Below are 24,157 nucleotides of genomic sequence, written 5' to 3' on the forward strand. Positions count from 1 at the left end.
TTGGTGGGGACGACATGAAAACTACGGCGGACGGCGTCCCCGGGGAGCAGGTCGAGCCGGCGGCCATTCCGCGCCTGGGCACCACCTGGTTCGACCGGGGCGCCGGGTACTGGCTGCGCCGGATCGCACACGGCTGCTTCCAGCTCGCCCTGCTGCTGTTCGCAGGGCTCGTCGTGACCGCCTTCTACGCGGGGTTCTGGGAAGCGGTGGGAGTGCCCCGCTCCGCACGTACCGCGGTGTACGCGGTGACGGCGATCGCCTGCCTGCTCAGCCTCGTCGCGGGTTTCGTGCGCACCCGGCGCGCACCGGTGGAGATCCCCACTCCCGAACAGGCATGGCGGGAGCACCGTTCCCGCCAGCGCAGGAACGCTGCCTCGGCAGCCGGCGGCCGCTGGACGCTGCTGCTTCTCGCGCCCGTCCTGCCCGCCACCGTCGCCTGGGCGATCGGCACCTGGGCCGCCCCGACGCTCGCGCGCCGCACCGCCGCCGAGATCGGCGCCCGCGAGGACTACGAACGCCGGGTGCGCGAGCAGGAGGAGCGGGCCGAGGCCGCCCGACCGCTCCCGCCCCGCAACCGGGCCGAGCGCCGCCACGGACGCCGCTGAGCGCAAGCCGGGCCGCTTGCCCAACCCGCCTGCATCGCCGCTCAGTGCACCCGGCGGTCCTCTGCCGGAGTCCGGCCGGGCGACCACCGGGAGCGGACGACCTGCACCCGCGTCCGGCCGTCACGGTGAACCAGTGGCCGTACAGCGCTCGTGAGCACCCCGGAACAACATCCCGGCCTTGAGGACGCCCGCACCCGCAGCAAGACCAAGCCGCTGGAGCTTCTCCCCACCCACCCCCGTCCTGATGGCGGACGGCAAGATCAAGACCGGCGACAAGGTCGACGCCGCCAACCCAAGACAGGCAAACACCAAGGCGCCCGCAGCGGCGAGCGCGTGTGGATCAACCACGACCACGACCTCCTCGACGTCACCATCGGCACCAAGGACGGCCACACCGCCATCCACGCCTTGCCTGCCGGAGGAAGGCAGGCCGCATGTCCGAGTGGATCGACCCGCAGTACGCGGACCTTGTGAAGATGTGGAAGCGCGCGCAGCAGCCGGACTCCCGTGACCCAGCACCCCCGCCACGGCGTGGATTGATCGTGCCGACCGAGCGGCAACTGGAGGTGGCCCCAAGAAGGCCGCCCCGTCGGGGGACCGTAAACCTTTGGCGGGGCGGGCAGAACCGAAGAAGCCCCAGCCGGAATGCACGCACCGGCTGGGGCTTCTCTTGTGTACGGCCTTACCGGGGGCGGATGTTCTCCGCCTGCGGGCCCTTCTGGCCCTGCGTAACGTCGAACTCGACCTTCTGACCCTCGCGAAGCTCGCGGTAGCCCTGGGTGGCGATGTTCGAGTAGTGGGCGAAGACGTCCGGGCCGCCGCCGTCCTGCTCGATGAAGCCGAAGCCCTTCTCCGCGTTGAACCACTTCACAGTGCCCTGAGCCATGTGCCTGTCTCCTTCGAGGGACTCGTATCGGGACCCGCACCGTGCGGGATCCGGAGGTGATCGCCCTGGTCCGGAGAGGCGTTGAACAGCAAAAACGCCCGCGATGGCGATCACGGGCGAACGGGACTTCGGAACCACGACTGCTGAGTACGACGCTACACCGGGTGGGGGTGCTCGGCCACAAGGAAGCACGGACGGCAACGTGAGTCGTGGGGCGACCGGCCGCCACTGACAGTCGTCTCCCGAGTGCTCCTCGCCTGCAACTGAGGCAGGCTGAGGCTATGGCTGAGCGTCGCGTGATCGTGTTCCCGCCCGCAGAGGGAGGCGGCCGGCGCGTTCAGGTCGACAGCGAGACGCTGGGCACCGCATACAGCCTGCACGATCTCGCGGTGTTCCTGGAACGGGCCGGCCTGGAAGGGCTGGACGTCGTAGACGTGGTGAGCTCGCCGCTGATCGAGTGGCACGGTGGCGGCCCGGAGGTGTGGGAGCGCTGAACGCCCGTCGGCGGGCTTCCGGCCGTCGTCACCCGTTCGACGCAGAGCGGTCGCTGTCGCACGTGGCTTCGCGTTCGCTGGGAGCGAGCCCGGCATGAGACCGGGGCTTGCCCCCATCAAGCCAAGGAGACACAGCCATGGACCAAGGCGAGATCCAAGAGTGGAACGTGGACCCGGGCGAGGGAAGGATCAAGAACGATCGAGGTGGTCCCGTGCTGTACTTTACGGTGGACGACCTCGTGATCGACCCCGACGAGATCCATCCGGGGGACACCGTCTCGTTCCAGGTCGACGGACCCGGACACGCCGCCATGGTCGACAAGGCCTGAGTCGCGACAGCAGCGTGCGGCAGGGACCACCCCGAAGGTGAGCGGGTGGTGCCTGCGTGGTCTTCTGGACCACGCAGATCGGCCGCGGCCGGTCGTGCAGGAGCCCGGCGACTCCAGCAAGACCGCCGAGTGATGGCGCCTCCCCTGGCGTGCCGCACCGGTGCCAGCAAGCCTTGTACTCGCAGGTCACAGCCAGCGAACGGCATCGTCTAGGGGGTGCCCGCAAAGTCACAAGGGGACGGCGACCTGTTCTCCCGCAGCGAGCACGTCCGCAGGCATCGTGCCCCATGTGCCTTCGTCACCGACTCCTCGGTACTGGCCCTCCGGTAGCTCCGGCGCGGGAGTGATCAACGCCCAGCGCAGCCGACTCGGTTCCCGGACAACGACCAGGGCCGGGGCCGTCTGGCAGTCCAGCACGACGTACAACCACCAGTCTGCCCCGACATCGAGCATCGCCTCACGGTGCCGGTCGGTGATCGGAACCGATGAACCGCGCCCGCCCTTGCCCTTCACCTCGATCAACCGAGCCAAGCCGCCATCCGGTTCACGCGACACCAAGTCGCACGTGAAGCTGCGCGCACCAGGGCGGCGTCCTTGAACCCACTCTCCGACTTCCCCGATAAGGCCCGCAGGCCAGCCATCACCGACGTAGGTGACCTCACGGCCCGGCGATCGCTCGTAGCGGATCGCCAGCTCAACGGCAGCACGTCCTACCGGGTTCACGTTTCCGTTCACTTCACTCTGCCCGTCTGGCGATGGTCGAGCCGGCGACCGTGGGTGAATCCCTACGGTTGGGGCTGGCAGTCGTGGTCATAAAGCCACGACTGGCGGCAACCATGGTGCTTGCCCCACAGTTGTTGCCGCCTGAGCAACACCCCGCGTAGTGCTCTGACCCACGCAGACCGCCGCGACGGCATCCGACGTCAGCCTGTCTGACGGATCGAGGCGCCGACGAGGATGCCATCGGCCACTGTGTACGTGCCCTCATACGTCTTCAGGCTGCCGTCGGTCTGGGTGGCGTACAGGGCCGCCTCGACGCGGGACGCCCCGAACTCGCTGATGGTGCCCAGGGTGATGCTCTCGGTGGTGTCGAAGCCGGCCACCCACCGGTCGTAGGTCGTTCCGGCGATGTTCGAGCCGCCGAGCGCCCACGCCGCTCTGTAGTCGTGATCGGTGATGTCCTCGTAGTACTGCGAGACCACCGCCGATGCGTTGGTCAGATGTGGCCGAGGAGGCGCCGTCGTGGCCGCGGCGACCGTTGTAGCCGGGACCGCGGAGCTCGGCGCCGGGCTAGCGGACGCGGTCGTCGGGCTGGGCGACGGCGAGGCCTGCACCGTGTGCGTCACGGTAACGGCCGGAGCTGCCCCGGACGCCGGTCCTGCGGCGCAGGCGGTGAGAGGCAGGCAGGCGAGCAGGACGACAGCCGGGACGGTACGCACGATTCCCCCCAGAAGTGGCGCGATTTGGTGCAGACACTGTGACAGTGGTGAGGGGCGAAGGCGCCATTGTTGCCGAAACGTGAGAAAGCCGGGGCCTATCGGAGGCCCCGGCAAGTCCCGAGCACCTTGACGGCGGGACGGACCACGTGCTGCGTCGGCCGTGCATCACTCGGAGGGCTGCCGCCCCATCCGTCGGGCCATCCGCGCGGCCTGCTCCGGAGTCACCAGCTGCACTTTGCGGCGGAACATCCCCTTGACCACGAAGAAGCACGAGAACTTCCCATGCGGGCCGATCTCGCGGCACTCGTACAGGCCGTTGCCGGGCAGCGGCCACCCGTAAGGTTCGGTGCGGCTGCGGCTGAGGAAGGTGCGCGCGTACACGTACTTCTCGTTCGTGCCGCGGATCTTGGCCACCCAGCCGTTCATGTTATGGCAGATGAGACGCTGCGGCGTGAGGGACACTTCCGGGAACACCGCGGCGGGATCGGCTGTGGCGACGTCGACGGGGATCTCGAGCGCCGCAAGAGAAGCCACCTTCTGCTCGTCGGTGGCGTGCCGTGTGCAGACTCCAGGATGTGGGCCGATGCCGTACCACTCCATCAGCGGATAGCGGCACGGGTCGCCCTTCAGCGTCCTGCACTTGTTCACGCTCACCCCGGCATTTCCTGGTCCCAGCCGCTCGGACACGGCGGCGCACCGCAGAGTAACTGGCGCAGTCGCCGCCGAATTCAGCAGGCGGGCCCGATCGCCACCTGCACCTTCTTCAGCCGCTTGGCCGGCTCGGCGTCGGTGTTGTAGCCCGGGTTGTCGCTCGCCCATGCTGCTTCGGTACAGGCCCCGGCCGACTTCGGCGACGTCTCCTGCAGGAACTTGAATGTGCTCTCGCAGGTCGCCAGGTTGTAATTCCCCAACTCCTGAGCGCTGTCTGGCACGCCAGGCGTCCTCGTCCGGACGATGACGTCCCGGGTGGGCGAGCACGTCTCCGATGACCGCGACGGCTTTGGGCTGGCCGTGCGAGATGCGCTATGGGCAGGCTTGGCGGCCGCACTGTGGCTTGGTACGGGCGGCTTGGATGAGGACAGCGACGGCGCTGCTGCAGCGTGCACGGTGTTCCCGCTCCCGCAGGCGGCGGTAAGCAAGACGGCGGCAGCGGGCAGGAGAAAGCGGCGCACGTGGCCTCCTTAGCGATGTGACGGTTTTGTGCGGCCACAGTGGAGGCTATGTGCCGAGCCGGGCTGATGTTGCCCGACCGCCGTGACCAGGCGCAATACCTCAGCGAGAGGAACTTGCTGCGTACACGTGGTTTTTACCTGTCACCGCTGGCTGGTACCCGCCGCCAGGGACGGCCCTGTATCCGGAGCACTCGGGCCCTAACCGAGGGGCCGACGGTCCCCGTCACCCTCGCAACGGGGCAGCGGCAGCGTGGGCCGTCTGCGCCTGCCCCCTGTGCTGGTCATCGGGTAGTGCTGGGGAAGCAGCTCTCCGGGTGCTTCGAGCACTCCTCGGCCAGATAGCTGGCGGCGCTGCTGAAGGCCGCGCTCGGCGGCATCGAGAACACCGGCTTCGGGCTTCCAGCGCTCGTACATAGAGTCCAGAGCGGGTGCTCGTGGCACCAGGTGACCATCGGGTCGTCGGCCGTCTTCGGCGCGTCCGCCGAGGGCGAGGCTGGCGGTGAGGCGGTTGGCTTCCAGTGCGGGACACTGCCGTCAACGGTCGGCACGGGCTTGCCGCTGCTGCAGGCGGCGGCGAGCAGGATGACGGGAACGAGCAGGACGATACGGCGCACGCGCCCCCCTGGTGTGCGGCTGTCGTGTGCGGACACAGTGGCAGCCGCTCGGGGGGCGGGTGGCGTTGTTGGTCAAAACGTGAAGAGCCGGGGCCTATCGGAGGCCCCGGCAGTCCCGAGCACCCGAGGGCGGGAGGGCGCGACCGTACCGCTCGGTGTCAGCAGGCGGGGCCGACGGACACCTGAACCTTCTTCAGCCGCGGGGCCCGGTCGGCGTCGACGTTGGACCCCGGATTATCGCTCGCCCAGGCCGCTTGGGTGCAGGTGCAGGTGCAGGTGCAGGTGCCGGGCATGGTCGGTGACGTGCGCTGAATCGTCTTAGTACTCCAGTCAGAAATCGTGTCCTGAGCTGGTTATTCTCGTTGTCCGGTCGTGGAGGGGATTGCTGAAGTCGAGTGCTGGGCCGAGGAGTTGGAGTCGGTCTTCGCGTGGGTAGCGGGCCGGTTCGGGCGGGCGGAGCTGCGGTGGCGGATGCGGGACTATGGTCGCGCTGCGCGATCGATTCGGTGAACATGCGGGCCCTGAAAGGGGGGACCTGACAGGTCCGAATCCTGTCGACCGGGGCAAGAGGGGATCGAAGATCCACTTGATCACCGAGCGGACCGGTTTACCCCTCTCCATCGGGATCTCCGGCGCGAACCTGCATGACAGCCAGGCACTCGAGTCGCTCGTGCGCGGCATCCCGCCGATCCGCTCCCGCCGCGGCCCGCGCAGACGGCGGCCCGCCAAGCTGCACGCGGACAAGGGTTACGACTACGACCACCTGCGCCGATGGCTACGCAAGCGAGGCATCCGGCACCGCATCGCCCGCAAGGGCATCGAGTCCTCCACCCGGCTGGGCCGGCATCGCTGGACGATCGAGCGCACGATGTCCTGGCTGGGCGGCTGCCGCCGTTTGCACCGCCTCTACGAACGCAAGGCCGAACACTTCCTGGCCTGCACCGCCATCGCCTGCAGCCTCATCTGCTACCGCAGACTCGCCAAATGAGACGGCGTCTTAGACCGAGCCGCGAGCCTGACTCCGGAGGGGCTCGTCAGGTGGTGCTCCGGCCCTCCCGTTCGGGGGATCCGTGCGGGTAGTCGGTGGGGAGCCATTCGCCGACGCTGAGCAGGCGGCTGCGGAGCAGGTCGCTGTCGGGCTTCAGGAGGCGGCTCGGGGTGTGCTCGTCCAGGTCGAGCCAGGACCGCACCATGCGGTCGTCTTCCGGCTGGTTGAGGTTGGCGATGACGCAGGTCAGTGCGCCCTGCAGGACGTGAGTGCCGGCGGCGGGGGTCCACACCCTGAGAGTGACGGGGGCGAACAGGGCGACCCGGGTGATGATGTACCGGGTCTCCGGGACCGGGTCGTCCCAGTCGAGGTGGGTGTCCGCGAGGGGATACGGCGGGCCGGTAATCGCCAGTCGTTCCAGCACGGTCCCGGAATCGTGCGCTTCGAGGGCGCACTGGGCCTGGCCGTACAGAAGCTCGAACGGGTTGCCGAGGAATCGGGCGAACAGGTCGAGGGATTGGTATCTGCGGACGAGTGCCGCGAAGTGGCCCTCGCTGGCTATCCCGGGGACGTCGTCGGGGGTTTCGGCCATGGTGAGCGGGCTTGTCCTTCCGCCGTGCGAGGGTGCAGGTCACCTGTGAGTGCGGGGGGATGGGGGTGGCCCTCGGCGACTCCGGCTGCGGCACCTTCTCACGCCTGATCATCATGGGCAACGCTGCCGGGAAGGTACGGCTTGCCCTCTCCTGCAACAGACTTCCGCATGTGGTACACCACGTGGCCGGCATCGCTGCAGATCTCAAACGCGGTCTGAGCCCCGCATAATACCGCTGTGCGTGCCGCGGGCGGTCTTGCGGCCGGCTGTTCCGCGGCCTTGCCCGGGGAGTGTGTACTGGTGCGTTGGATGCGCGGTTGGCTGATCGCTGGGAGGGGACGGCATGAGAACGTGTATACGTGCCGCCGCAGTTGCAGCCGCTGCGGTACTTGGGTTGGTTGCGCTCAGCACGGGCGCAGCGTCCGCGGCCCCGTGCGGCGCGCAGGTGTCCGTGCTCACCCGTGCGGGACGCTGAATGAGTGGGCAAGCGCAATCCGGTAGTTCTGTACCGGGGCGGCACGACATGCCGGCCGGCTGACGGAGGTGGCATGCGAGCCGCGTGGTGTGCGTGCAGGGGATGGGTCAGCGGGTGCTCGGGGAAACAGCCTGCGGAAGACGTGGTGGCCGGCGCTGTCCGGCGGGCTGCGCCGCACCGGGGCGGGTGGTGCGGCGGCAGACCCGGACGTGGCGGTCGCCTTCTACCGGGATCTGTTCGGTGCTGCTGGACGATCGCCGGCGGGGAGCAGCTGCCGGGCGGCCTGGCGCAGGTCGACCACGGCACGCTTCAGAAGGTGCCGAACCCGCCGGGATGGCCGCCCGTGCCAGGGGGGCTGGTGGGCCAGGAGCCGATCGAGGGGGAGCTGCTTCGCGGGCTGGAAGGGGTGCCGGACGGCTCTGTGTGTGCACGCGGCAGCCTTGTCGGGTCCAGCCACCACGCCCCGTGTCCTGCCTCCCGCCACCAGTACCGGAACGAGACGCGATGGCTCGAGGTGGAGCACTCCTCCTCCAACGCCCGGCAGGCGGCCGTATCCCACTCGACCGTGGTCACACCGGTCGCAGACAGCGGTGCGAGTGTCTGCCACAGGGACTTGGCACTGAGGGGTTCCTGGGAGCGTCGATCGGACTCGGGCAGCGGGATGTCCGCAGGCACGTCGTGGCGGTAGAGGTATACCGTGGCCGAGTTGGTCACGACCCAGCCCCAAACGGTCTTCTCTGCCGCTGCGTGGCACCGTTCCTTCCGTTCCCGGATCGCAGCCTCGTAAGGCGCCAGCCGCTGACGGACCTCCGCATGGATCGGCCGGTAAGCCCGCGCCGCACGCTTTCCCCGCCTGGACGACCACGTTGTGGCCCACGTGAGAGCGGCAGACGGTCCGCCCAGTCGCAACGCCGCACGCTCGATCCTGGAAGCCCTGTCGAGGCGGCGTAAGAGGGTTCGCCGTGCGGCCTCCCAGCGTTTGCACTCCGCCTCGGTGCCCACCACTGCCTCGGAGTCCATGTAGCAGTTCCCGGCTGCTTCGTAGGCGGCGAGAATGTCCTGCAGGCCCGGTTCGTGGTCCATGGCCGTGTAGGCGACTTCGTAGTAGTAGCAGCTTGTCCCGTCGGCCAGGTCGCGTACCCATTTCTTTACTTTGATCAGCCCGGTGTCGGCCATGGTCATCACCTCTGACAGCAAGCATCCCCTGCGGCGGCTGGACGGGGACAGGGGATGGGGGATGGGGGACAGGCGTGTGGTCGCCGTGCAAGCTCGGATTCAGGGGCCCCGTGACCGCGCCCTGCCTGGGGCCTGTTCCCGACGGGCCCGGCCGCTCCGGCCCCGTGTACGTCGCCCGTCGTCTCGCCGAACTGGGCAACGCGCTCGGCGAGCAGGGCCAACTGGGCTGCAAGCAAAGCAAGTTGACGTCTGAGTGCTTCGGCTGGCGCCTGGAGCAGGCCGGGAGTGAGTACGGCTGCGCGTGTGGTTGAGCAGGGCGCCTCATGAAGCGCACGAGGGCTGCGACGATCGCCGGCTCATGAATCCTCGGACCTGTGCGAGGCCCTACGGCCCGTGGAGGCGCGCGCTGCGGGATGCGGCAGCCGGTCCCGGCGCGCTCCGCGCCCGGACGGGGCCGCCCGGCCCTGAGGTGGCACCCGGCTGTCCGGGTTCGTTCAGGGGCCGCGGGTCTGCTCATGTCCACGTCGATCGCGTGTGGGCGGGGGTGGCCGTCCCTTGAACGAGTGACGTGAAGCGTGCAGGGGCGTGAGGGGTGGAAGTGTCCTGTCCGTGCATACGTCCAGCGTCTTCTCCTCACCGAGAGGAACCCCCGTGTTGTGTGTCCGCCGCATCGTGACCGTTGCAGCAGTGAGCGCACTGCTTTCCCTCGGAGCGATCGTTCCCGCCGCAGCCGCCCAGGCACCGGCCCCCGACGACGTCGTCGACGGTCTCTTCGAACACCCCGTCAGCACTCTTGTGGGCTCTCCTCTCGGACTCTCCCTCGGCATCTGAAACCGTCGGCCGGTAGGGGCCCGTAGCGCCGTCGGCTTGCGGTAGCTGCCCATCAACCCCGTCACCGGCTGGGGCAGGGCCCCTCCCGGGGGGCGAACACCCGGGCCCGGTGGACGTCGTAGGCGGCCAGGTGGGCCCGGGTGCCGCCGTGGCCGTCGTAGGTGTGGCTCACCCGCACCGTCCTCGCCTGCCCCGGCGCGAGGGCGGGGCGGCGGGGGGCTTGTGGCCGTAGGCCGTCTTCTTCAGCCGACGGCGCTCGCCGGCACGCGCCGAAACCGGTACGGCGCAGCGGACGGTCACGAAAAAGCCGCCGGTCCTGGGCGGTGGGGCGGACCGGGCGGTGTCACGCGGGCGCCGCCGGCCCGGCGGGTTCGGGGGGCCGGCGGTGTCCGTGTGGGCCTCAGGATTCGGGGTGGGCCAGGCGGCTGAGCAGGGTCACGGCGTCGTCGTGCGCCACCGGCTGGAAGAAGCGTGCGTCGACGTGCTCGGCGGCGGCGATTGCGCGCGGAGCCAGCTCGGCGCCGGCGCTGGTGACACGCAGCCGTTTGGCGCGGGTGTCGGCGGGGTCGACCTCGCGCTCGATCAGACCCTTGGCCTCCAAGGCGCGCAGGACCTGCGAGGTCATCTTGACGTCGGTGCCGGCCTGGCGGGCCAGGGCCAGCTGGTTGGGGTGTTCGCCGTGCGTGTTCAGCCACCAGGTGCAGGCGAGCAGAACGAACTGGACGTGGGTGAGGTCCAGGGGGCCGAGGGCCGCTGCGATCTCGCGCTGCCAGCGCAGCGTGGCGTGCCAGAGCAGGAATCCGGGGCTGTCGCCGGGGCTGAGGGCCATCAGTCCTGTGCCAGCTTGACCAGGGCGGCCATCGTCTCGGGCCAGTCCGCGGTGACGGCCGGACCGATCTGCGGGCCGAGCCTGTCGGCACCGGTGCCGGTGATCTCCATCCGGTACGTCACTCGAGTGCGGCCTCGCTCGCCCTGGTCGAGCCGGTGCACGGTGCGCAGGAGCAGCCCGTCGAACCGGGCCTCGTCCACGAACAGTTCACCGGCTTTCGTCTCGGCGACGATCAGGTGCACCGGGTCCTGGCCGGCCGGCGTCATCACGATCTCGGCGCCCGCCGCGAACGGGCCGCTGATCCGGATGCCCGCGATGTCGGCGTTCCAGGTCGCCCAGTTCTCGACGTCGGCCCACAGGCGCCAGATCGCCTCGGGCGCGGCGTCGGTCTCGATGCTGTGCTCGTATGTCCACATCAGCGGCCTCCTGGTCCGAAGATTATCTTCGAGAAGATTATCTGTGCGCAGACTATCTGTCTGCACGTCCCGGCAAAAGCCGCTCCATCGAGGTCGCTGCTGATGTTCCCCTGCGGGCGGGGGGGGGGGCGGCGGGTGGGGTGTGCGGGCGGTTTGCCGACGCAGGTCCGGGTACCGAACCGGCGCCGGATTCAGCATCCGGGGTCTTCGCCGATGGGGGAGACCGTCAGCCGCCGGTCCCCGGCCGGTCGATGCGGTAGAGGTAGTGGGTTCGGTCATCGACCGGGTTGTCCGGCTCCAGGTTTCCGACCCCGACCCGGCGCAGTCCTGCCCGTTCGAGCGCGCGCCACGAAGGGCGATTGGCTGCCATCACCGGGACGAGAACGCACGGGGCGGCCGGGTGCTCGGCCCAGGTTCGCGTGACGGCCGAGCGGATCATCGCCGTCCCGATGCCCTGGCCGGTCTGATCAGGATCGCCGATCAGGTAGTCGATGGTCATCGTGCCGTCGGGTACAGGGACGACGGCCGCCGGCTCGGCCAGGTACCCGGGGTAGTCCAGCAGGCGCGAACGCTGTACGAGACCGACCGGTCGACCTTCGAGGAAGGCGAGGAGGTCCTCCGAGGGCTCCTCGCCCCGGGCAGCGGGACCGAAGTCGCGTGCCACCGCCTCCGCTGTGGTCTCGTGATTCCACCAACGCTTCACATGGGGCTGCTGGAGCCACATCCGCAGCCCAGGGAAGTCGTGCTCCTGGAGCCGACGCCACGTGATCTCCATGAGCCCCCTCCCGGAACACTCATCCTCGCAGGCTGCGTGGTGCGCGGCCGATGCCAGGGAACCCCACGAACGCTCCGTACGCCAACCGGACCACGCAAACGGAAGAATCAGCCCCCGTACATGGCGCACGCTGGAAGGACGTCAGTTGACCTCGGACATAGGCAGGTTCACCACCCCCTCCGCGGAGCGCCCGCCCTCCGCCGTTTACGTCGACTGGGCGGCCGTCGAGGGCCGGCTCGGACTGCGGGTGCCGGCCGGCTACAAGCGGCTCGCCGGCCGGTGATGCCACAACTCTCCGGCGGCACGCCCCGACCAGCGCGTCAGCGGGTGCGAGTCACCCGCCGAACAGCGGCACCCGCGCCGCGTGGACGTCACGTGCGGACGCGGTGCGGGCGGGCCGGATGCCGCAGCCGCCCTGCCGTGACGTCGGGATTGTGGGCGCCGGGCGTGCACGAGGAACCGGGCGGCGGCAGACGGCACTGCCGGGTTCACCCTATGTGACGAGTTGCCGGTTACTCGCCGCGGGGCGGGGCAGAGGGCCCTGTGAAAGGCGGTGATTTCGTGGACGAGAGGATTCGCAGGTACTTCATCCGTGCCTCGCTCGTGGGGCTGCTGACCGGAGCGGTCCTGGGCTTCGCCTCGGGAGGTGTCTTCGGTGCGTTGGTGGGCGCGGGAATCGGCTTTGCCCTGGCAGCCGGCAGCGTCCTGTACTGGGGTGAGCATGGTGGTGCGCGCCGCCGTCGTGCGGCAGGTGAGGTGCCATCAGGCCGTCCGGGCGGTCAGCACCTCAGGAGGGCTCGCCGGGTACCCCCGCAGAGGGCGGGCACGTCGACTGGTTGGCCGCGCCTGAACCACTGACCTCGCCGGCGACTGGACCGGTTCCGCGTCGTCATTCCAGGCCTTCTGTCCTCTGCACGGTCAGCAAGGCCCCTGTGCAGGGGACAGAAGGCGGCACATCCGGGACCACTCGCGTCCGGGCTGCGGGCCTTCCCTCGGCGATCAGGCCCGCAGCCCGGCGAGCTGGTTCACGGTCAGAAGTGAGCGGAGTGTCGGCGTTTCGGCCGTGGCGGCTGATCGTGCTCGCCGGTCGGGCCTACCGGGCGTCATGACGGATGACATGCTCAGGCAGACGGCCCGGCCCGGGCCGTTCGACGCTCGGGCCCTCACGTGCGGACAGGCAGGCACGCCCCCTGATCCAGTCCGGCGCACAGCGCACCCCCGGTGCATTCCCCCTGCCGCCCCGTGAGACGGCATCGCGGTGGACCGCGGTCAGCGGTCACCGTTGTCATGATCCGAAATCGCCTGGTTGTTGACGCATGCGGCGTTCCACGGAAGGCACATGACGAAGCTTCTTCGCACCGGCTCCGGCACCGCTGTCAGGCAGCCGCCTTCTGGTGTGGCCGCAGCCTGAAAGACGCACGCGGGTGTGGGGGCGATGAAGTCTCCTACGCCGTGCGACGCAGTACGACCGCGCTGTGCGGCTGCAGGGCCAGGGCCGCGCGCGCCTTGTGTTCCGTCTCGTCGGTGCCGTGCGGTTGCGCGGTGTCCAGGGCTGTCTGCCACGTCTGCCCGTACGAGGCGTCGGGGAGCCTGAAGTCCACGGCATCACTCCAGGCGTTGAACAGCAGTAGGAAGGAGTCGTCCTTGACCCTGTGGCCCACGGGGTCGGGCTCGGCGATGGCATCGCCGTTGAGGAAGAGAGCGACGCCATGGGCGTTTGGCCGGGACCAGTCGTCGTCGTTCATCGTGGCGCCGTCCGGGCGGAACCAGACAGCGTCGGGCAGTTCGCCGTCATGGGCTGGGGCGCCGGTGAGCCAGCCGCGCCGGCGCAGTACCGGGTGCTCGGCGCGCAGGCGGATCAGGTCTGCGGTGAAAGCGGTCAGGTCCGCATTCTGCCGGGCGAGTGACCAGTCGATCCAGGACAGTGGATTGTCCTGGCAGTAGGCGTTGTTGTTGCCGAGCTGGCTGCGACCGGATTCGTCACCATGGGAGAGCATCGGGATGCCCTGGGCCAGCAGGAGCGTGGTCAGCAGGTTGCGTTGCTGTCTGTCCCGCAGGTCCAGGACGGCGGGGTCGTCGCTGTCGCCTTCGGCCCCGCAGTTCCAGGAACGGTTGTGGCTCTCGCCGTCCTCGTTGTTCTCGCCGTTCGCCTCGTTGTGCTTGTCGTTGTAGGAGACGAGGTCGCGCAGGGTGAACCCGTCGTGGGCGACAACGAAGTTGACCGAGGCGCAAGGGGAGCGGCCGTCGTCGTAGAGGTCGCGGGAGGCGGTGAGGCGGGTGGCGAAGTCGGCCAGTGTGCCGTCCTCACCGCGCCAGAAGTCCCTGACCGTGTCCCGGAACTTGCCGTTCCATTCCGACCACTGGGGCGGGAAGTTGCCGACCTGGTAGCCGCCGTCGCCGAGGTCCCAGGGTTCGGCGATGAGCTTCACGCGGCCGACCACGGGGTCCTGCTGGATCAGGTCGAAGAACGCCGAGAGGCGGTCGACTTCGTGGAACTGCCGGGCCAGTGTGGCGGCCAGGTCGAAGCGGAAGCCGTCCACGTGCATCTCGCTCACCCAGTAGCGCAAGGAGTCCATGATGAGCTGCAGCACGTGGGGGTGGCGCATGAGCAGGGAGTTGCCGGTGCCCGTCGTGTCGTAATAGTGCGCGGCGTCACCGTCGACGAGGCGGTAGTAGGCGGCGTTGTCGATGCCCTTGAAGGACAGCACGGGCCCCCTCTCGTTGCCCTCGGCCGTGTGGTTGTACACCACGTCGAGGATCACCTCGATGCCGGCCGCATGCAGCGCTTTGACCATGGCCTTGAACTCGGTGACCTGCTCACCGCGGGTTCCGGTGGCGGCGTAGGCGTTGTGCGGGGCGAAGAACCCGATGCTGTTGTACCCCCAGTAGTTCGACAGGCCCTTTTCTTGCAGGACGCCGTCCTGGACGAACTGGTGCACGGGCATCAGCTCCAGCGCAGTGACGCCGAGGTCCTTCAGGCAGCCGACGACTGCCGGGTGCCCGACGCCCGCGTAGGTGCCGCGCAGCTCCTGAGGAACGTCCGGGTGGGTCATGGTGAGGCCCTTGACGTGGGCCTCGTAGACGACCGTCTCGTGCCAGGGCCGGTCCGGCGGCCGGTCCCCCTCCCAGTCGAAGACGCAGTTCACGACGACGGAGTGCATGGTGTGTGCCGCGCTGTCGTCGTGATTGGGCTCATCGGGGGCGTCGAGCCGGTAGCCGAACAGCGACGGGTCCTGGTCGGCCATGCCGTCGATCGCCCGCGCGTAAGGATCAAGAAGGAGCTTGCTCGGATTGCACCGGTGCCCCGCGGCGGGATCGTAGGGGCCGTGGACGCGGTAGCCGTAGCGCTGCCCCGGCTGCACGCCCGGCACGAGAGCGTGCCAGATGTGCCCGGTGCGCTCGGTCAGCTCCAGACGCCGCTCGGCGCCGCCGTCGTCGAGAAGGCACAGCTCCACACGGTAGGCAACCTCGCTGAACAGCGCGAAGTTCGTGCCGGAACCAACATGGTCGGCACCCAGGGGGTACGGGCGTCCAGGCCCCATGTGGTCGGTCATGACGCATACCTCCCCCCGCCGCGCACAACGTAACGCCGCACCCGTGCGGACAGCAGCGAACCCCATCGAAAAGCGCAATGCGGTCCCCTCGTGGGCTTCCCCTGTGCGCTCACCAGTGCCTGGCCCCGCACCGCCTCCGGTGCAGCGCGGCCGCTCGCTGCTGCCCCGAACCGGGCGGAGAAGCCGCACGGCCCCGCAGACACGTGCTGCAAAGGCGTCAGCACGTTTCTGCAGGGGGAGGGCCCCAAAGCGAAAACCCAGGACACAGTCGCGCGCCAGCCGACGTTGGCGTTGCGGTTTGCGGGGCAGACGGGACGAGCAGGTGCTCGGCTGGAGGAGAGAAATGGCGCAGAATTCATCACTGAGAGCGGTCGGATGGGCGCGATCGCTGCCCCTCAGCAGCGGTGTGAAGGCCGCCCGGGACTGGACCCGTGCGCATCTGGCCGACCTCGGCTGGGAGGGTGGAGCACCGGATCTGGTGGACTCCGTGGTGCTGGCCGTGTCAGAACTGGTCACCAACGCCCATTCTCATGCCCACAGCACCGCGCAACTCATCCTCACCTGGGACGAGGAATGCCTGCATGTCACTGTTCACGATGCTTCCAGCCGGCTGCCCGAACGACACGCGGTGAGCGACACCGCCCTGGGCGGGCGCGGGCTGTTCCTGGTCGATGCCCTTGCCGATCGCTGGCAGGCCCGCCGTTGCCCCCGCGGCAAAGACGTCACCGCCTGCTTCCAGCCGCCCCGGACCGCCCCGCCGTCATGAGCCGCTGCGCGCGAAACACCTCTGGCCGGGGGCCTGGCCTCCGTGCCCGGCAGCCGGGCCAGGCCCCGGCCCCGGGACGGTCCCCGGCCGCCTTCGCCCACACCCGGAAAGCGAGTGGAGATGGCCAGGAGACCGACACCGGTGTCCAAGCAGAGATCCCGTCCGCTGCAGGCGAAGGAGGCGCCGGCTCCACCGTTGCTGCCCGGCCGCTACGATCCGGCCGACTACGCCGCCGTCGTGGCGCGTAGCGCCCAGGAGGCGGAGGTGTCGCCTCTCCTGGTCATGACGGTGCTGCACAACGAGGCGTACAAGCCGCACCATCCACTGCTGGAGCGGCTGTGGCAGTGGTGGAAGCCCGCGGCGTCCTTCGGCGTGGCCAACATGCACCGTGGGACGTTCGAGCGGGTTCAACGGGCACACGGTCTGCGGGGCCGGTGGCAGGACCTCCGCGACGATCCCGCCCTCGCCATCCGCGTCGCCGCCTTGCACCTGCAGGATCTCGACCAGAGCCTTCCCAAGCGGCATGTGCGCCGCTACACCCGCGAAGAACTCCTCGCCCTGGGCTACAACACGGGCGAGCGCAACATGCGCGCCTTTGCACGGGGCGTCCCCCTGGGCCCCATGGCACGGTCCTACCTGCGCCGGTTCCGTCTCCACAGAGTCCAGGCAGCCAAGGCCCTGGCCGCCTGCGGCACACCGGACGAGCCCACCGCAGGAGCCGTCACCGACAGGCACGGCGCCGACCGAAGGCAGTGAACCGACCGGGGCAGGAGGCGAGGGGGCGCGTTCCCGGATCCGTTCCGGGCGCACCGACAACCCGCATGTACGTCTTCCGGGCAGACACGCGCGGTGCGCCGCAGCCGAACGGCGCTGACACCGCCACCCGAGACAGAGCGGCACCCGGGTGCCGCCCGCGGCAGCGCCGGGCCGCGGACACCGCCCCCTCACTGTGTGATCCCCTTCTCGGCGCCGCCCGCGCCTGCGCGGCGCGGGCGCCGTCCTCGCCACCTCACCCGCTGCAGGCAGACCCCCCGGGACACGGGCGGTTGTGAAGGCCGGGAGCCGACGCGTCGCAAGGCGCAGCCCTTGGTGGCCGGGGCGAAGACCGCGACGCCCGGCGGAGTGCGGGCGGCGGCCCGAGACGCGCCGCTGCCCGCGGTCCGCCTGCCGCTGCGGCGGGGCGTGTCCCTGGCCGGCCCGGCGCCCGCGCCGGCCAGCGGGAGACGGAGCCGCAAAGGTGCATCTCGACGACGACGGCGGGACCGTTGGACGTGGGAGCACAGATCGTGTCGCAGGTCCTCGCGGACGGCGAAACCTATCCGCCGGGCGGGGGAAACCCCGACCCGGACCGAACGGTCAAACAGCAGGAAGCGAGGAAGCCATGACAGGCGGGAAGGAGAGCGACGACCGGTTCGACAACGGCGAGGAGGTCGTCTGCAACAGCCACGGCAGCAGCGCCGGAGGAACCGTGCAGCGGAAGATCACCCGCCGGACGAAGGCCGCCGGCCGCACGGTGGACGCCTCCCCGGACGAGCCGCAGTACGAGGTGCGCAGCGAGAAGTCCGGCCGGAGGGCCGTGCGCAAACCGTCCGCGCTGCGGAGGAAGAAGCAGTGATCCCGGACCACACAAGCCCGCCGTGCAGACCTTCCTGACCCGCCCCGACTTCCGGCAGTCGGCCCACGACCTCGACCGGCGCCGGCTCGGCAAACAGCGGGTCGAAGCACTCCAGGTCCTGCGCGGCCTGACCGTGCCCGGCTACGGCTGGCGCCGGCACCCGGCCGTGCGAATGTGGACCGGCTACGAGGAGGCCCTCGTGCGGTACGGTCTGGAAGTCTGCCGGGTGTGGCGGGAACTGGGACACCAGGACAGCTGCGCCGCCTCCCTGGTCGCCGGCTTCGCCGCCCACCACCCAGGCGCCCCGGTACGCGACCAGGCGGACCTCGCCGGCGCGGGAGAACTGCCGCCGTGGCTCGGGGACCCGGCCTTCCACAGAAGCCACCAGTCGGCACTGGTCCGCAAGGCCCCCGAGTTCTACGCCGCCCGCTTCCCCGGCGTACCCGACGACTTGCCCTATGTCTGGCCCGCGTCGGACCGCCGGAGCGCGGGGCCGCAGCGAACCTGAGCGTGCCGTACCGAGGAAACCCCGGAGGCGGAGCACGGCCACGACGCATCCCCCGCCCGACAGCGTCACCCGGCACGGCGCGAATGCGTTCAGCGAGGTGCCGGCAACGTGCCTCAACCAGTCGCGCAGCAGGGGCGAGGACACGCAGAGCACGGCCCCTGTCCGCCGCACAGGATGATCCTGTCCGTCGTGGTTCACCTGCGGGGGAGCGCAGCCGGACGTGCAGCAGGTCAGACCGCCGGCATTCACGCGCCACGCGGGCAGCTCGGTGCGCGGGCGCATCGTGGCCCCTGCCCCCGGTGCGGCCCGGATCTCGACAAGATTGCAAAGCCTTGCGAGGGTGCCGTACCTGCGGCGGTGCCCGGGCGCCGTTCAGTTTCGCTGCAGCAGCTCCCGCACGACGTCGTCCCAGTACAAATGATCCTGTTCCGTGCCGGCGGGTACGACGGAAAAGGTCTTCGTCAGCCACTTTTCGAACGGGGCGGCCGGCACGCGCAGCACCGCCGTGCCCTCCCTGCCGTTCAGCAGGATCCGGATCGACCCGGCGCCGTGTCGGCGGCGGTCCGGCCAGACGCGTACATGGCCGATGCCGGACAACTCCTGCAGGCCCGCATACAGCAGGTCGCGGGCGAACACCCAGGGCGCGGCCACGCCGGCGCAGCCGGTGAAGTCCATGCGCACCGCGAACGGATCGGCGGCGTCATAACTGAATCGGACCTCGACCGGCAGAGCCTGCGTGGCGCTGACGATGAGGTGGATGGTCTGGTCCAGACACAGGCGTCCGGTACGCGGGTGGGGACGCTCGTCGGTCGGGCGCATGATGACTCCCAGGTCGGGTGCGAAGTCGGCCGTGCTATGACGAGGCGGATGCCGCGGCTTGCTCGGAGCTCGGCCACGCCATCCACCTCCCGGGAACACCACAGATGAAACGCGCCCCGGCACATCTCGCCGGTTGCCCGGGAAACGCGGCCGCATGCGGGGCCGTACAGGTGAACACCGTGCAGCCCGCGTCCGGCGCGTCCGCCGGCGGGCCGGTGGGCTTTGGCAGTCGGGTGTGGCGTAGCTGTGGTTCTTGATTATTGATCTTGATTGTGGCCTGGCGTTGCTCAGTTGTACTGAGCGGTGTGTCTGTGCCGTGGGGGAGGCTTATGCGGGGTTGAGGCACCGGGTGCGGGTGATTACGTGGGATGAGCTGGACGTTCATGGCTGCGCAGTGAGCTGAGTGTGGTGGCGGGTTTTGCGCAGTGTGGTTGGCGCGCCTGTAGGTAGGGGGAGTTGCTGGCTGTTTTCGGCAGGTCGGGGCGTGGGCTTTTCCAGCGGGTGGTCAGGCGTTTCCAGAGCAGGTCGTGGTCGGCGGGTGCGAGGCGGGGCAGTTGGAGGCGGCCGGCGAGTTGGTGGAGGAAGGCGGTCTGCTGTGTGCATGTCAGGGAGTGCGGGGGCAGGCGGTCAAGAGCCGCGGCGAGGGTGAGGGTCTCGGGATAGGTGATCAGCTCGCGGCAGGTCAGGGCGGGAGAGGCCGGGCCTGGCGACATGCGCGGATTGGCAGCGGTGTGCTGCTGGTTGCCGCGTACTGGCGGACGAACCTGACTCCGCGGCAGCTCGCGCCGCTGTTCGGGGTTTCGAAGTCATCCGCCGACCGCATCGTCTGCCACCTCGGTCCCGCGCTCGCGCTCCAGCCCCGCAGGCGGTTCCGCAAGGACACTGTGCTGATCGTGGACGGCACCCTGGTGCCCACCCGTGACCACGCTGTCGCGGAGCAGTCGAAGAACTACCGGTACTCGACCAACCACCAGGTCGTGATCGACGCCGGCACCCGGCTCGTCGTCGCGGTCGGCCGGCCACTGCCGGGCAACCGCAATGACTGCAAGGCGTGGGAGCTGTCCGGCGCGAAGGCTGCCGTCGGCAGGACAACCGTGATCGCGGACGGCGGCTACCGGGGCACTGGCCTGGTCATCCCGCACCGCCGCGAACGCGGCCAGGCCGAACTGCCAGCCTGGAAAGAGGAACACAACGCCTCACACCGCAAGGTCCGCGCCCGCGTCGAGCACACCTTCGCCCGGATGAAGACCTGGAAGATCCTCCGCGACTGCCGCCTGAAAGGCGACGGCGTCCACCACGCCGTGCTCGGTATCGCACGCCTGCACAACCTCACCCTCGCCGGGTGACAGACAAAGGCACTGGTCAACCCGCATGCCGTAGATCATTTACGGGACAGCCCTTGGCCCGAACGAGGTGTCGGCACCGGTGTAGGTGAGCACGCGAGCGTCGCCCGTAAGAAAGCCGCGCAGGTTGTCCAGCAGCTGAACGACCGAGAGGTAGATCATCATGCCCTGATCGGGGACGTGGCCCACCGAGTCAACCGTGCCGAAATCCCCGGTGCCGACCATGTCACCCATATCGAACCGTGGGGGTCGCCTTGGCCGGGCCGCACGGTGAACTGGAAAGTGATCACGGGCTCAGCTCGCGTCTCCCCACACGGCTTGCAGATCCTCGCACCGGACGGTGATCGAGGCGTCGGTGAGCGCGATCTCATGCAGGCAACCGCCGCCCTCGTCGGGAAGGATCTCGTCGAGGAGCACGGTGTCGACGCTCATCCAGTCGATGGAGTGTTCATAGTCGATGGAGAAGTGCTTAACGCCCGAGTAGCTGATGCGCAGGCCGGAGTCGTGCTTGAACTTGTTGGGCGCGAATTCCAAAACCAGCCCACCGCTCTTGTCGGTGGCGAGGTGGACCCCGGCCAGTTCCAGATCCTTCACACAGCGTGTGGCGCCCGCGATGTCGTAGTGGCCGGGGTCGGTGGCGAAAGACCGGGCGCCCGGGGGCAGGTCGGCGCGCAGACGCGGCAGTTCGGCCAGGTAGGCACTCGGGTCCACGTAGAACCCATCGTCTTCCCAGACGGCCGTGACGTACTTCATTTGCAACCTTCCGCGGCGAGAGGCGGTCGCCTCCATTTGTCTCCGGTGATGTCCTCGGTCCCCTTTGGACCGATGCGGCCCACCTTCCGCAGCTCGTAGATCATCCGTCCCTTGATGGCGTTCTCCACGCCGGGCGGTACGTCGACTTCCGAGGCACTCGGAATCGGCGTACTGGCCCGGAAAGCGCAAGGGACAGTCCGTCGGCGACGCGGCTTCCTCCGGGTCCGGGAGGCGAGCGCCCCACAGGCTGGTACGGCGCTGCCAGACCAGATCTCCCGTTGAGGTGACCAGTTCCGTGGGCGTGCCCACCGAGTCGGTGACGACGGCGTGGAACCGAGCCTTGTGCGATGGATCCGGCTGCTCGGCCCACTGTGCCAGGAATGACGTGCTGGCGGCTGGCGCGGTCGGTTTGTGGCTCGTCTGGGCGACCGGGCGAGGGCCGTCCGGCGTGTAGTCCCAGGTGGTGACCCAGCCGTCCGGCGTGGTCTGCTCGGCCAGGCACAGGTCGTCCCAGACGAAGTCCGTACGGTCGGCCGCGGAACCGTCGTCGGCCACGCTGTGCTTGGAGAGGCGTCGGCCGAGCGGATCGTAGGTGTAGCGCCAATGGCTGCCGTCCGGAGCGACCACGTCTGTGAGACGGTCCTCGGCGTTCCATGCGTAGCGCCAGACCCGGGTCTGGCCGTTCAGGAGCTTGCGGGACCTGCGGACGAGGCGGCCGTCAGCATCGTACTCGTACGAGGTGCGGCCGGCCGAGCGGACCAGCGTGCCATCGAACCGGCGCTCACCGCCTGCCGCATGGTCCGGCGACCTGGCATGCACGAGGTTGCCCGCCGGGTCGTACGCGTAGGACTCGCTCCAGCCGTGGGCGCGGACGCCGGTGACCCGGCTCATGCCGTCCAGGTCGAAGCGGCGGGTGCCCGACGTCAGCTCCCGCCGTCGGCCCGGTGGGAGTACGTGCGGTGTTGCAGGACTCTCTCCAGGGTGGCTGTCAGGCTCTGCCCGGTCAGCAGCCCCGTCGCACCCCAGCTCTGCGCCAGCGTCACCTCCGTACCAAGGCTTCGCCGGGTCTCGCGGCCGGCGGCATCGTGGGCAAAGTCCAGCGCACCCGCAGAGGAACGCAGGGTGAGGGGGCGCCCTGCGGCATCGTATGTCCATTCCGAGGCCGGCCCGGAAGGCGTCACCCGCCGAGTACGGCGACCGGCGGCGTCGTGGACATAGGTGGTCGTACAGCCGTTCACCGTCTCCGACAGCACCCTGCCGAGCCCGTCCCGCTCGTAGACGAGCTCGGCGTCCGCGTTTGCCGCACGGCACAGTCCGCCGTCGGGGCCGTAGGCGAACGTCGTGACATCACCCGCCTCCGAGCGCTGCTCCACGACCCGCCCTAGCGGGTCCCTCAGGAAGCGCAGCGTCTCCCCGGCACCGTTGGTGCGGCCGGCCAGTCGCCCGTTGCCGTCATGGGTGTAGGTGAGGGTACGGCCGTTGAAGTCCGCCTCCGAGGCCAGCCGGCCCGCTCCGTCGTAGGTGTAGGACCAGGTCAGGCCCTGCGGGTTCATGACGGCCGTCAGACGCAGCTCGGTGTCGTAGACGAACTCGTACCGCGCTCCGTCCGGGTCCGTGCGTGTGGCCGGGACACTGAAGTGACCCACTGTGTGGTGCGTCGTTTTCCCGGCGGGGTCCGTGTGGGTGAGCAGGTTGCCCTCGGCGTCCCAGATCCAGGACTCTCGTGTTCCGTCGGCCAGTTGGCGCCAGGACGGCCTGCCCTCCGTCGTCCAGCCCAGTCGGGTGGTGTGGCCGAGAGGGTCGGTCACCTCGATGACCCGGCCAGACGAGTCGCGGCGGATCGCCGTCGTGTGGCCCAGTTCGTCCGTCAGGGAGAGAGGCAGGCCCGCCGCGTCATACGTCATTGTGCGTGTGCAACCGAGGGCATTGGTGATCGCCGTCGGCCGGCCCGCTTCGTCGTATGCGTAGCGGTCCTCGGCGCCGAGCGGGTCCACGGTCGTCAGCAGGTTGCCCCGGTCGTCGTACGTGTGCCGCCAGACCGCGCCACCCGGCTCGACCGCCTCGGTCGGCAGGTCAAGTGCGTTGTATGCGGCCCGGGCCACCGAGCCGTCAGGCAGGGTGAGTTCGGTGAGGCTGCCGGCGTCGTCGTAGGCGTAACGGGTGGTGCGGCCCAGCGGATCCGTGACCGCTACGGGCTGGAAGCCGTACTCGTCTCAAACCGTGCGCGTGACATGCCCCATCGGGTCCGTCTCCTCCACCACCTGGCCCTCGGCGTTGTAACGGTGGACGGAGGTGTGACCCTGGGAGTCGGTGTACGTCGCGGTGCGGGCGGTGTCGTCCTAGGCCAGGGTGCCGGGCAGGATGCCGTCGACACCCTCGGTACGGACCACGCGGCCTTGGTTGTCGTAGACGTAGGAGAACCAGGTGCCGTTCCGATCGGTCCAGCGGGTGACGCGACCCTCGGTGTCGTAGATGAAGCGCAGGGGCTTGTCGCTGGAGTTGATGACCTCGGTGAGGTTGCCGGTGGCGTCGTAGCCGTAGCGCATGACGACCGTGCCCTCGTCGGGCGCGGTGCCCGGGCGGTAGCGGGACGGCGGCTCGTCCAGCAGGCGCAGGGCGGTGATGCGCGGGCCCTGGGTGTCGACGGCGACGTAGTAGCCGCCCGAGTGGCGGATACCGTACGGGATGCCTTCGTCATCGCGTTCGACCTCGATGCGTTTGCCGTTGCGGTCGCTCCAGGAGTCGAGGGCCAGGTGGAAGACGCCGAAGGTCGGGGAGGGGACGGGGGCGGCGAAGGTGCGGGTCATGCCCGTCGACGGGTCGGTGACCGTCATCGCGCCGTCCGGCTTGCCGTCCCACTCCAGGGGCCAGCGGGCGCCCTTGACCGGCATGGTGGGTACGCCCGGTTCCGGCACCGGGTAGACCAGGCGCATGCCGTCGGCGGCGGCGAAGACGACTCCCTCGCCGTCGATCTGGAGGCACTCGTCGAGGGTGGAGATCCAGGTCGGGCCGAAGCAGACGCCGCCCCGGTAGCTGGAGAGGTGGGTGCGGGTGAACTGAAGCGGCAGACTGCCTGGCAGGGTCAGGTCCGTCTGGGTCATCAGCATCGCGCCGGTCGCCACGTCGATCGGCTCGCCCACACACGGTATGTCGTCGGCTTTGCGGGCCGCCGGGCCCA

General features: G+C 69.5%; 27 protein-coding genes and 3 pseudogenes. 12 read left to right on the plus strand and 18 right to left on the minus strand.

Features of this window, described 5'->3' with window-relative positions:
* The first annotated feature begins 14 nt into the window (after positions 1-14).
* Complete coding sequence (locus AB0L59_RS41110; protein WP_365593029.1) at positions 15-605, plus strand: hypothetical protein; 591 nt, start codon at positions 15-17, stop codon at positions 603-605.
* 682 nt (positions 606-1,287) lie between these two features.
* On the opposite strand, the gene AB0L59_RS41115 is transcribed toward AB0L59_RS41110, so the two are convergent.
* Positions 1,288-1,491 (minus strand): cold-shock protein, encoded by a 204-nt coding sequence (locus AB0L59_RS41115; protein WP_365593032.1) that lies wholly within the window; start codon positions 1,489-1,491, stop codon positions 1,288-1,290.
* 281 nt (positions 1,492-1,772) lie between these two features.
* On the opposite strand from AB0L59_RS41115, the gene AB0L59_RS41120 reads away from it, so the two are divergent.
* Both AB0L59_RS41120 and AB0L59_RS41125 read left to right on the plus strand, forming a co-directional pair.
* Entirely contained in the window at positions 1,773-1,985 is a 213-nt protein-coding gene (locus AB0L59_RS41120) for a hypothetical protein (RefSeq protein WP_365593034.1), read from the plus strand.
* A 137-nt stretch (positions 1,986-2,122) separates the two neighbouring features.
* Complete coding sequence (locus AB0L59_RS41125; protein ID WP_365593037.1) at positions 2,123-2,314, plus strand: hypothetical protein; 192 nt, start codon at positions 2,123-2,125, stop codon at positions 2,312-2,314.
* A 228-nt stretch (positions 2,315-2,542) separates the two neighbouring features.
* On the opposite strand, the gene AB0L59_RS41130 is transcribed toward AB0L59_RS41125, so the two are convergent.
* From AB0L59_RS41130 to AB0L59_RS41150, 5 genes are all read right to left on the minus strand, one after another.
* Positions 2,543-3,049, minus strand: coding sequence for a DUF3883 domain-containing protein (locus tag AB0L59_RS41130; RefSeq protein ID WP_365593039.1), 507 nt, complete (start codon positions 3,047-3,049; stop codon positions 2,543-2,545).
* Between the two features lie 188 nt (positions 3,050-3,237).
* A complete protein-coding gene (locus AB0L59_RS41135; protein ID WP_365593042.1) occupies positions 3,238-3,516 on the minus strand; it encodes a hypothetical protein in 279 nt (92 codons plus the stop codon).
* Between the two features lie 402 nt (positions 3,517-3,918).
* Entirely contained in the window at positions 3,919-4,407 is a 489-nt protein-coding gene (locus AB0L59_RS41140) for a hypothetical protein (RefSeq protein WP_365593044.1), read from the minus strand.
* 74 nt (positions 4,408-4,481) lie between these two features.
* On the minus strand, positions 4,482-4,685 hold the full coding sequence (locus AB0L59_RS41145) for a hypothetical protein (protein ID WP_365593046.1): 204 nt from the start codon (positions 4,683-4,685) through the stop codon (positions 4,482-4,484).
* A gap of 521 nt (positions 4,686-5,206) precedes the next feature.
* Positions 5,207-5,539, minus strand: coding sequence for a hypothetical protein (locus tag AB0L59_RS41150; protein WP_365593048.1), 333 nt, complete (start codon positions 5,537-5,539; stop codon positions 5,207-5,209).
* Positions 5,540-6,021: 482 nt separating this feature from the next.
* Here AB0L59_RS41150 and AB0L59_RS41155 point away from each other — a divergent pair.
* Positions 6,022-6,527, plus strand: a pseudogene (locus AB0L59_RS41155) (IS5 family transposase); the annotation flags it as partial.
* A gap of 46 nt (positions 6,528-6,573) precedes the next feature.
* On the opposite strand, the gene AB0L59_RS41160 reads toward AB0L59_RS41155, so the two are convergent.
* Both AB0L59_RS41160 and AB0L59_RS41165 read right to left on the minus strand, forming a co-directional pair.
* Positions 6,574-7,119 carry a hypothetical protein gene (locus AB0L59_RS41160; protein WP_365593049.1) on the minus strand — a complete coding sequence of 182 codons (546 nt, stop codon included), beginning with the start codon at positions 7,117-7,119 and terminating at the stop codon, positions 6,574-6,576.
* 784 nt (positions 7,120-7,903) lie between these two features.
* Positions 7,904-8,770, minus strand: a complete 867-nt coding sequence (locus AB0L59_RS41165) for a hypothetical protein (protein WP_365593051.1) — start codon at positions 8,768-8,770, stop codon at positions 7,904-7,906.
* Between the two features lie 110 nt (positions 8,771-8,880).
* Here AB0L59_RS41165 and AB0L59_RS41170 point away from each other — a divergent pair, with 110 nt between their 5' ends.
* Both AB0L59_RS41170 and AB0L59_RS41175 read left to right on the plus strand, forming a co-directional pair.
* Positions 8,881-9,081, plus strand: coding sequence for a hypothetical protein (locus tag AB0L59_RS41170; protein ID WP_365593053.1), 201 nt, complete (start codon positions 8,881-8,883; stop codon positions 9,079-9,081).
* Between the two features lie 376 nt (positions 9,082-9,457).
* Positions 9,458-9,601 (plus strand): hypothetical protein, encoded by a 144-nt coding sequence (locus AB0L59_RS41175; protein WP_365593055.1) that lies wholly within the window; start codon positions 9,458-9,460, stop codon positions 9,599-9,601.
* A gap of 400 nt (positions 9,602-10,001) precedes the next feature.
* On the opposite strand, the gene AB0L59_RS41180 is transcribed toward AB0L59_RS41175, so the two are convergent.
* From AB0L59_RS41180 to AB0L59_RS41190, 3 genes are all read right to left on the minus strand, one after another.
* The gene (locus AB0L59_RS41180; RefSeq protein ID WP_365593058.1) at positions 10,002-10,430 is read right to left on the minus strand and encodes a MarR family transcriptional regulator; all 429 of its coding nucleotides are present in this window, start codon (positions 10,428-10,430) and stop codon (positions 10,002-10,004) included.
* Positions 10,430-10,846, minus strand: a complete 417-nt coding sequence (locus tag AB0L59_RS41185; RefSeq protein WP_365593060.1) for an SRPBCC family protein — start codon at positions 10,844-10,846, stop codon at positions 10,430-10,432. The genes AB0L59_RS41180 and AB0L59_RS41185 overlap by 1 nt, the downstream gene beginning before the upstream one ends.
* Before the next feature lie 226 nt (positions 10,847-11,072).
* Positions 11,073-11,621 carry a GNAT family N-acetyltransferase gene (locus AB0L59_RS41190; protein ID WP_365593062.1) on the minus strand — a complete coding sequence of 183 codons (549 nt, stop codon included), beginning with the start codon at positions 11,619-11,621 and terminating at the stop codon, positions 11,073-11,075.
* A 145-nt stretch (positions 11,622-11,766) separates the two neighbouring features.
* On the opposite strand from AB0L59_RS41190, the gene AB0L59_RS41195 reads away from it, so the two are divergent.
* Positions 11,767-11,904, plus strand: coding sequence for a hypothetical protein (locus AB0L59_RS41195; RefSeq protein ID WP_365593064.1), 138 nt, complete (start codon positions 11,767-11,769; stop codon positions 11,902-11,904).
* A 1,162-nt stretch (positions 11,905-13,066) separates the two neighbouring features.
* Here AB0L59_RS41195 and glgX read toward each other — a convergent pair.
* Positions 13,067-15,175, minus strand: a complete 2,109-nt coding sequence (gene glgX, locus AB0L59_RS41200; RefSeq protein WP_365593066.1) for a glycogen debranching protein GlgX — start codon at positions 15,173-15,175, stop codon at positions 13,067-13,069.
* A 343-nt stretch (positions 15,176-15,518) separates the two neighbouring features.
* Between glgX and AB0L59_RS41205 the strand changes: the two genes are divergently transcribed.
* The 4 genes from AB0L59_RS41205 to AB0L59_RS41220 all read left to right on the plus strand — a co-directional run bounded on the left by AB0L59_RS41205 (position 15,519) and on the right by AB0L59_RS41220 (position 18,064).
* Positions 15,519-15,941 (plus strand): ATP-binding protein, encoded by a 423-nt coding sequence (locus AB0L59_RS41205; protein ID WP_365593069.1) that lies wholly within the window; start codon positions 15,519-15,521, stop codon positions 15,939-15,941.
* A gap of 141 nt (positions 15,942-16,082) precedes the next feature.
* Complete coding sequence (locus AB0L59_RS41210; RefSeq protein WP_365593072.1) at positions 16,083-16,697, plus strand: lytic transglycosylase domain-containing protein; 615 nt, start codon at positions 16,083-16,085, stop codon at positions 16,695-16,697.
* 625 nt (positions 16,698-17,322) lie between these two features.
* Complete coding sequence (locus AB0L59_RS41215; RefSeq protein WP_365593075.1) at positions 17,323-17,556, plus strand: DUF2945 domain-containing protein; 234 nt, start codon at positions 17,323-17,325, stop codon at positions 17,554-17,556.
* Positions 17,557-17,578: 22 nt separating this feature from the next.
* Positions 17,579-18,064, plus strand: a complete 486-nt coding sequence (locus AB0L59_RS41220; protein WP_365593078.1) for an MSMEG_6728 family protein — start codon at positions 17,579-17,581, stop codon at positions 18,062-18,064.
* Positions 18,065-18,436: 372 nt separating this feature from the next.
* On the opposite strand, the gene AB0L59_RS41225 is transcribed toward AB0L59_RS41220, so the two are convergent.
* Positions 18,437-18,883: an SsgA family sporulation/cell division regulator gene (locus AB0L59_RS41225; RefSeq protein ID WP_365593081.1), complete on the minus strand. Its 447-nt coding sequence runs from the start codon at positions 18,881-18,883 to the stop codon at positions 18,437-18,439.
* 734 nt (positions 18,884-19,617) lie between these two features.
* On the opposite strand from AB0L59_RS41225, the pseudogene AB0L59_RS41230 reads away from it, so the two are divergent.
* Positions 19,618-20,229, plus strand: a pseudogene (locus tag AB0L59_RS41230) (transposase); the annotation flags it as partial.
* A 39-nt stretch (positions 20,230-20,268) separates the two neighbouring features.
* Here the strand turns inward: AB0L59_RS41230 and AB0L59_RS41235 are convergent.
* The 5 genes and pseudogenes from AB0L59_RS41235 to AB0L59_RS41255 all read right to left on the minus strand — a co-directional run.
* Positions 20,269-20,460, minus strand: coding sequence for a hypothetical protein (locus AB0L59_RS41235; RefSeq protein WP_365593084.1), 192 nt, complete (start codon positions 20,458-20,460; stop codon positions 20,269-20,271).
* A 60-nt stretch (positions 20,461-20,520) separates the two neighbouring features.
* The gene (locus AB0L59_RS41240; RefSeq protein WP_365593087.1) at positions 20,521-21,870 is read right to left on the minus strand and encodes a hypothetical protein; all 1,350 of its coding nucleotides are present in this window, start codon (positions 21,868-21,870) and stop codon (positions 20,521-20,523) included.
* A gap of 32 nt (positions 21,871-21,902) precedes the next feature.
* A complete protein-coding gene (locus AB0L59_RS41245) occupies positions 21,903-23,081 on the minus strand; it encodes a hypothetical protein (protein WP_365593089.1) in 1,179 nt (392 codons plus the stop codon).
* A 111-nt stretch (positions 23,082-23,192) separates the two neighbouring features.
* A pseudogene (locus AB0L59_RS41250) lies at positions 23,193-23,264 on the minus strand (hypothetical protein); the annotation flags it as partial.
* A 54-nt stretch (positions 23,265-23,318) separates the two neighbouring features.
* A partial coding sequence (locus AB0L59_RS41255) for a DUF6531 domain-containing protein (RefSeq protein WP_365593092.1) occupies positions 23,319-24,157 on the minus strand: 839 nt, incomplete at its 5' end.

This window comes from Streptomyces sp. NPDC052109, assembly GCF_040680195.1.
Classification (GTDB): Bacteria; Actinomycetota; Actinomycetes; order Streptomycetales; family Streptomycetaceae; genus Streptomyces.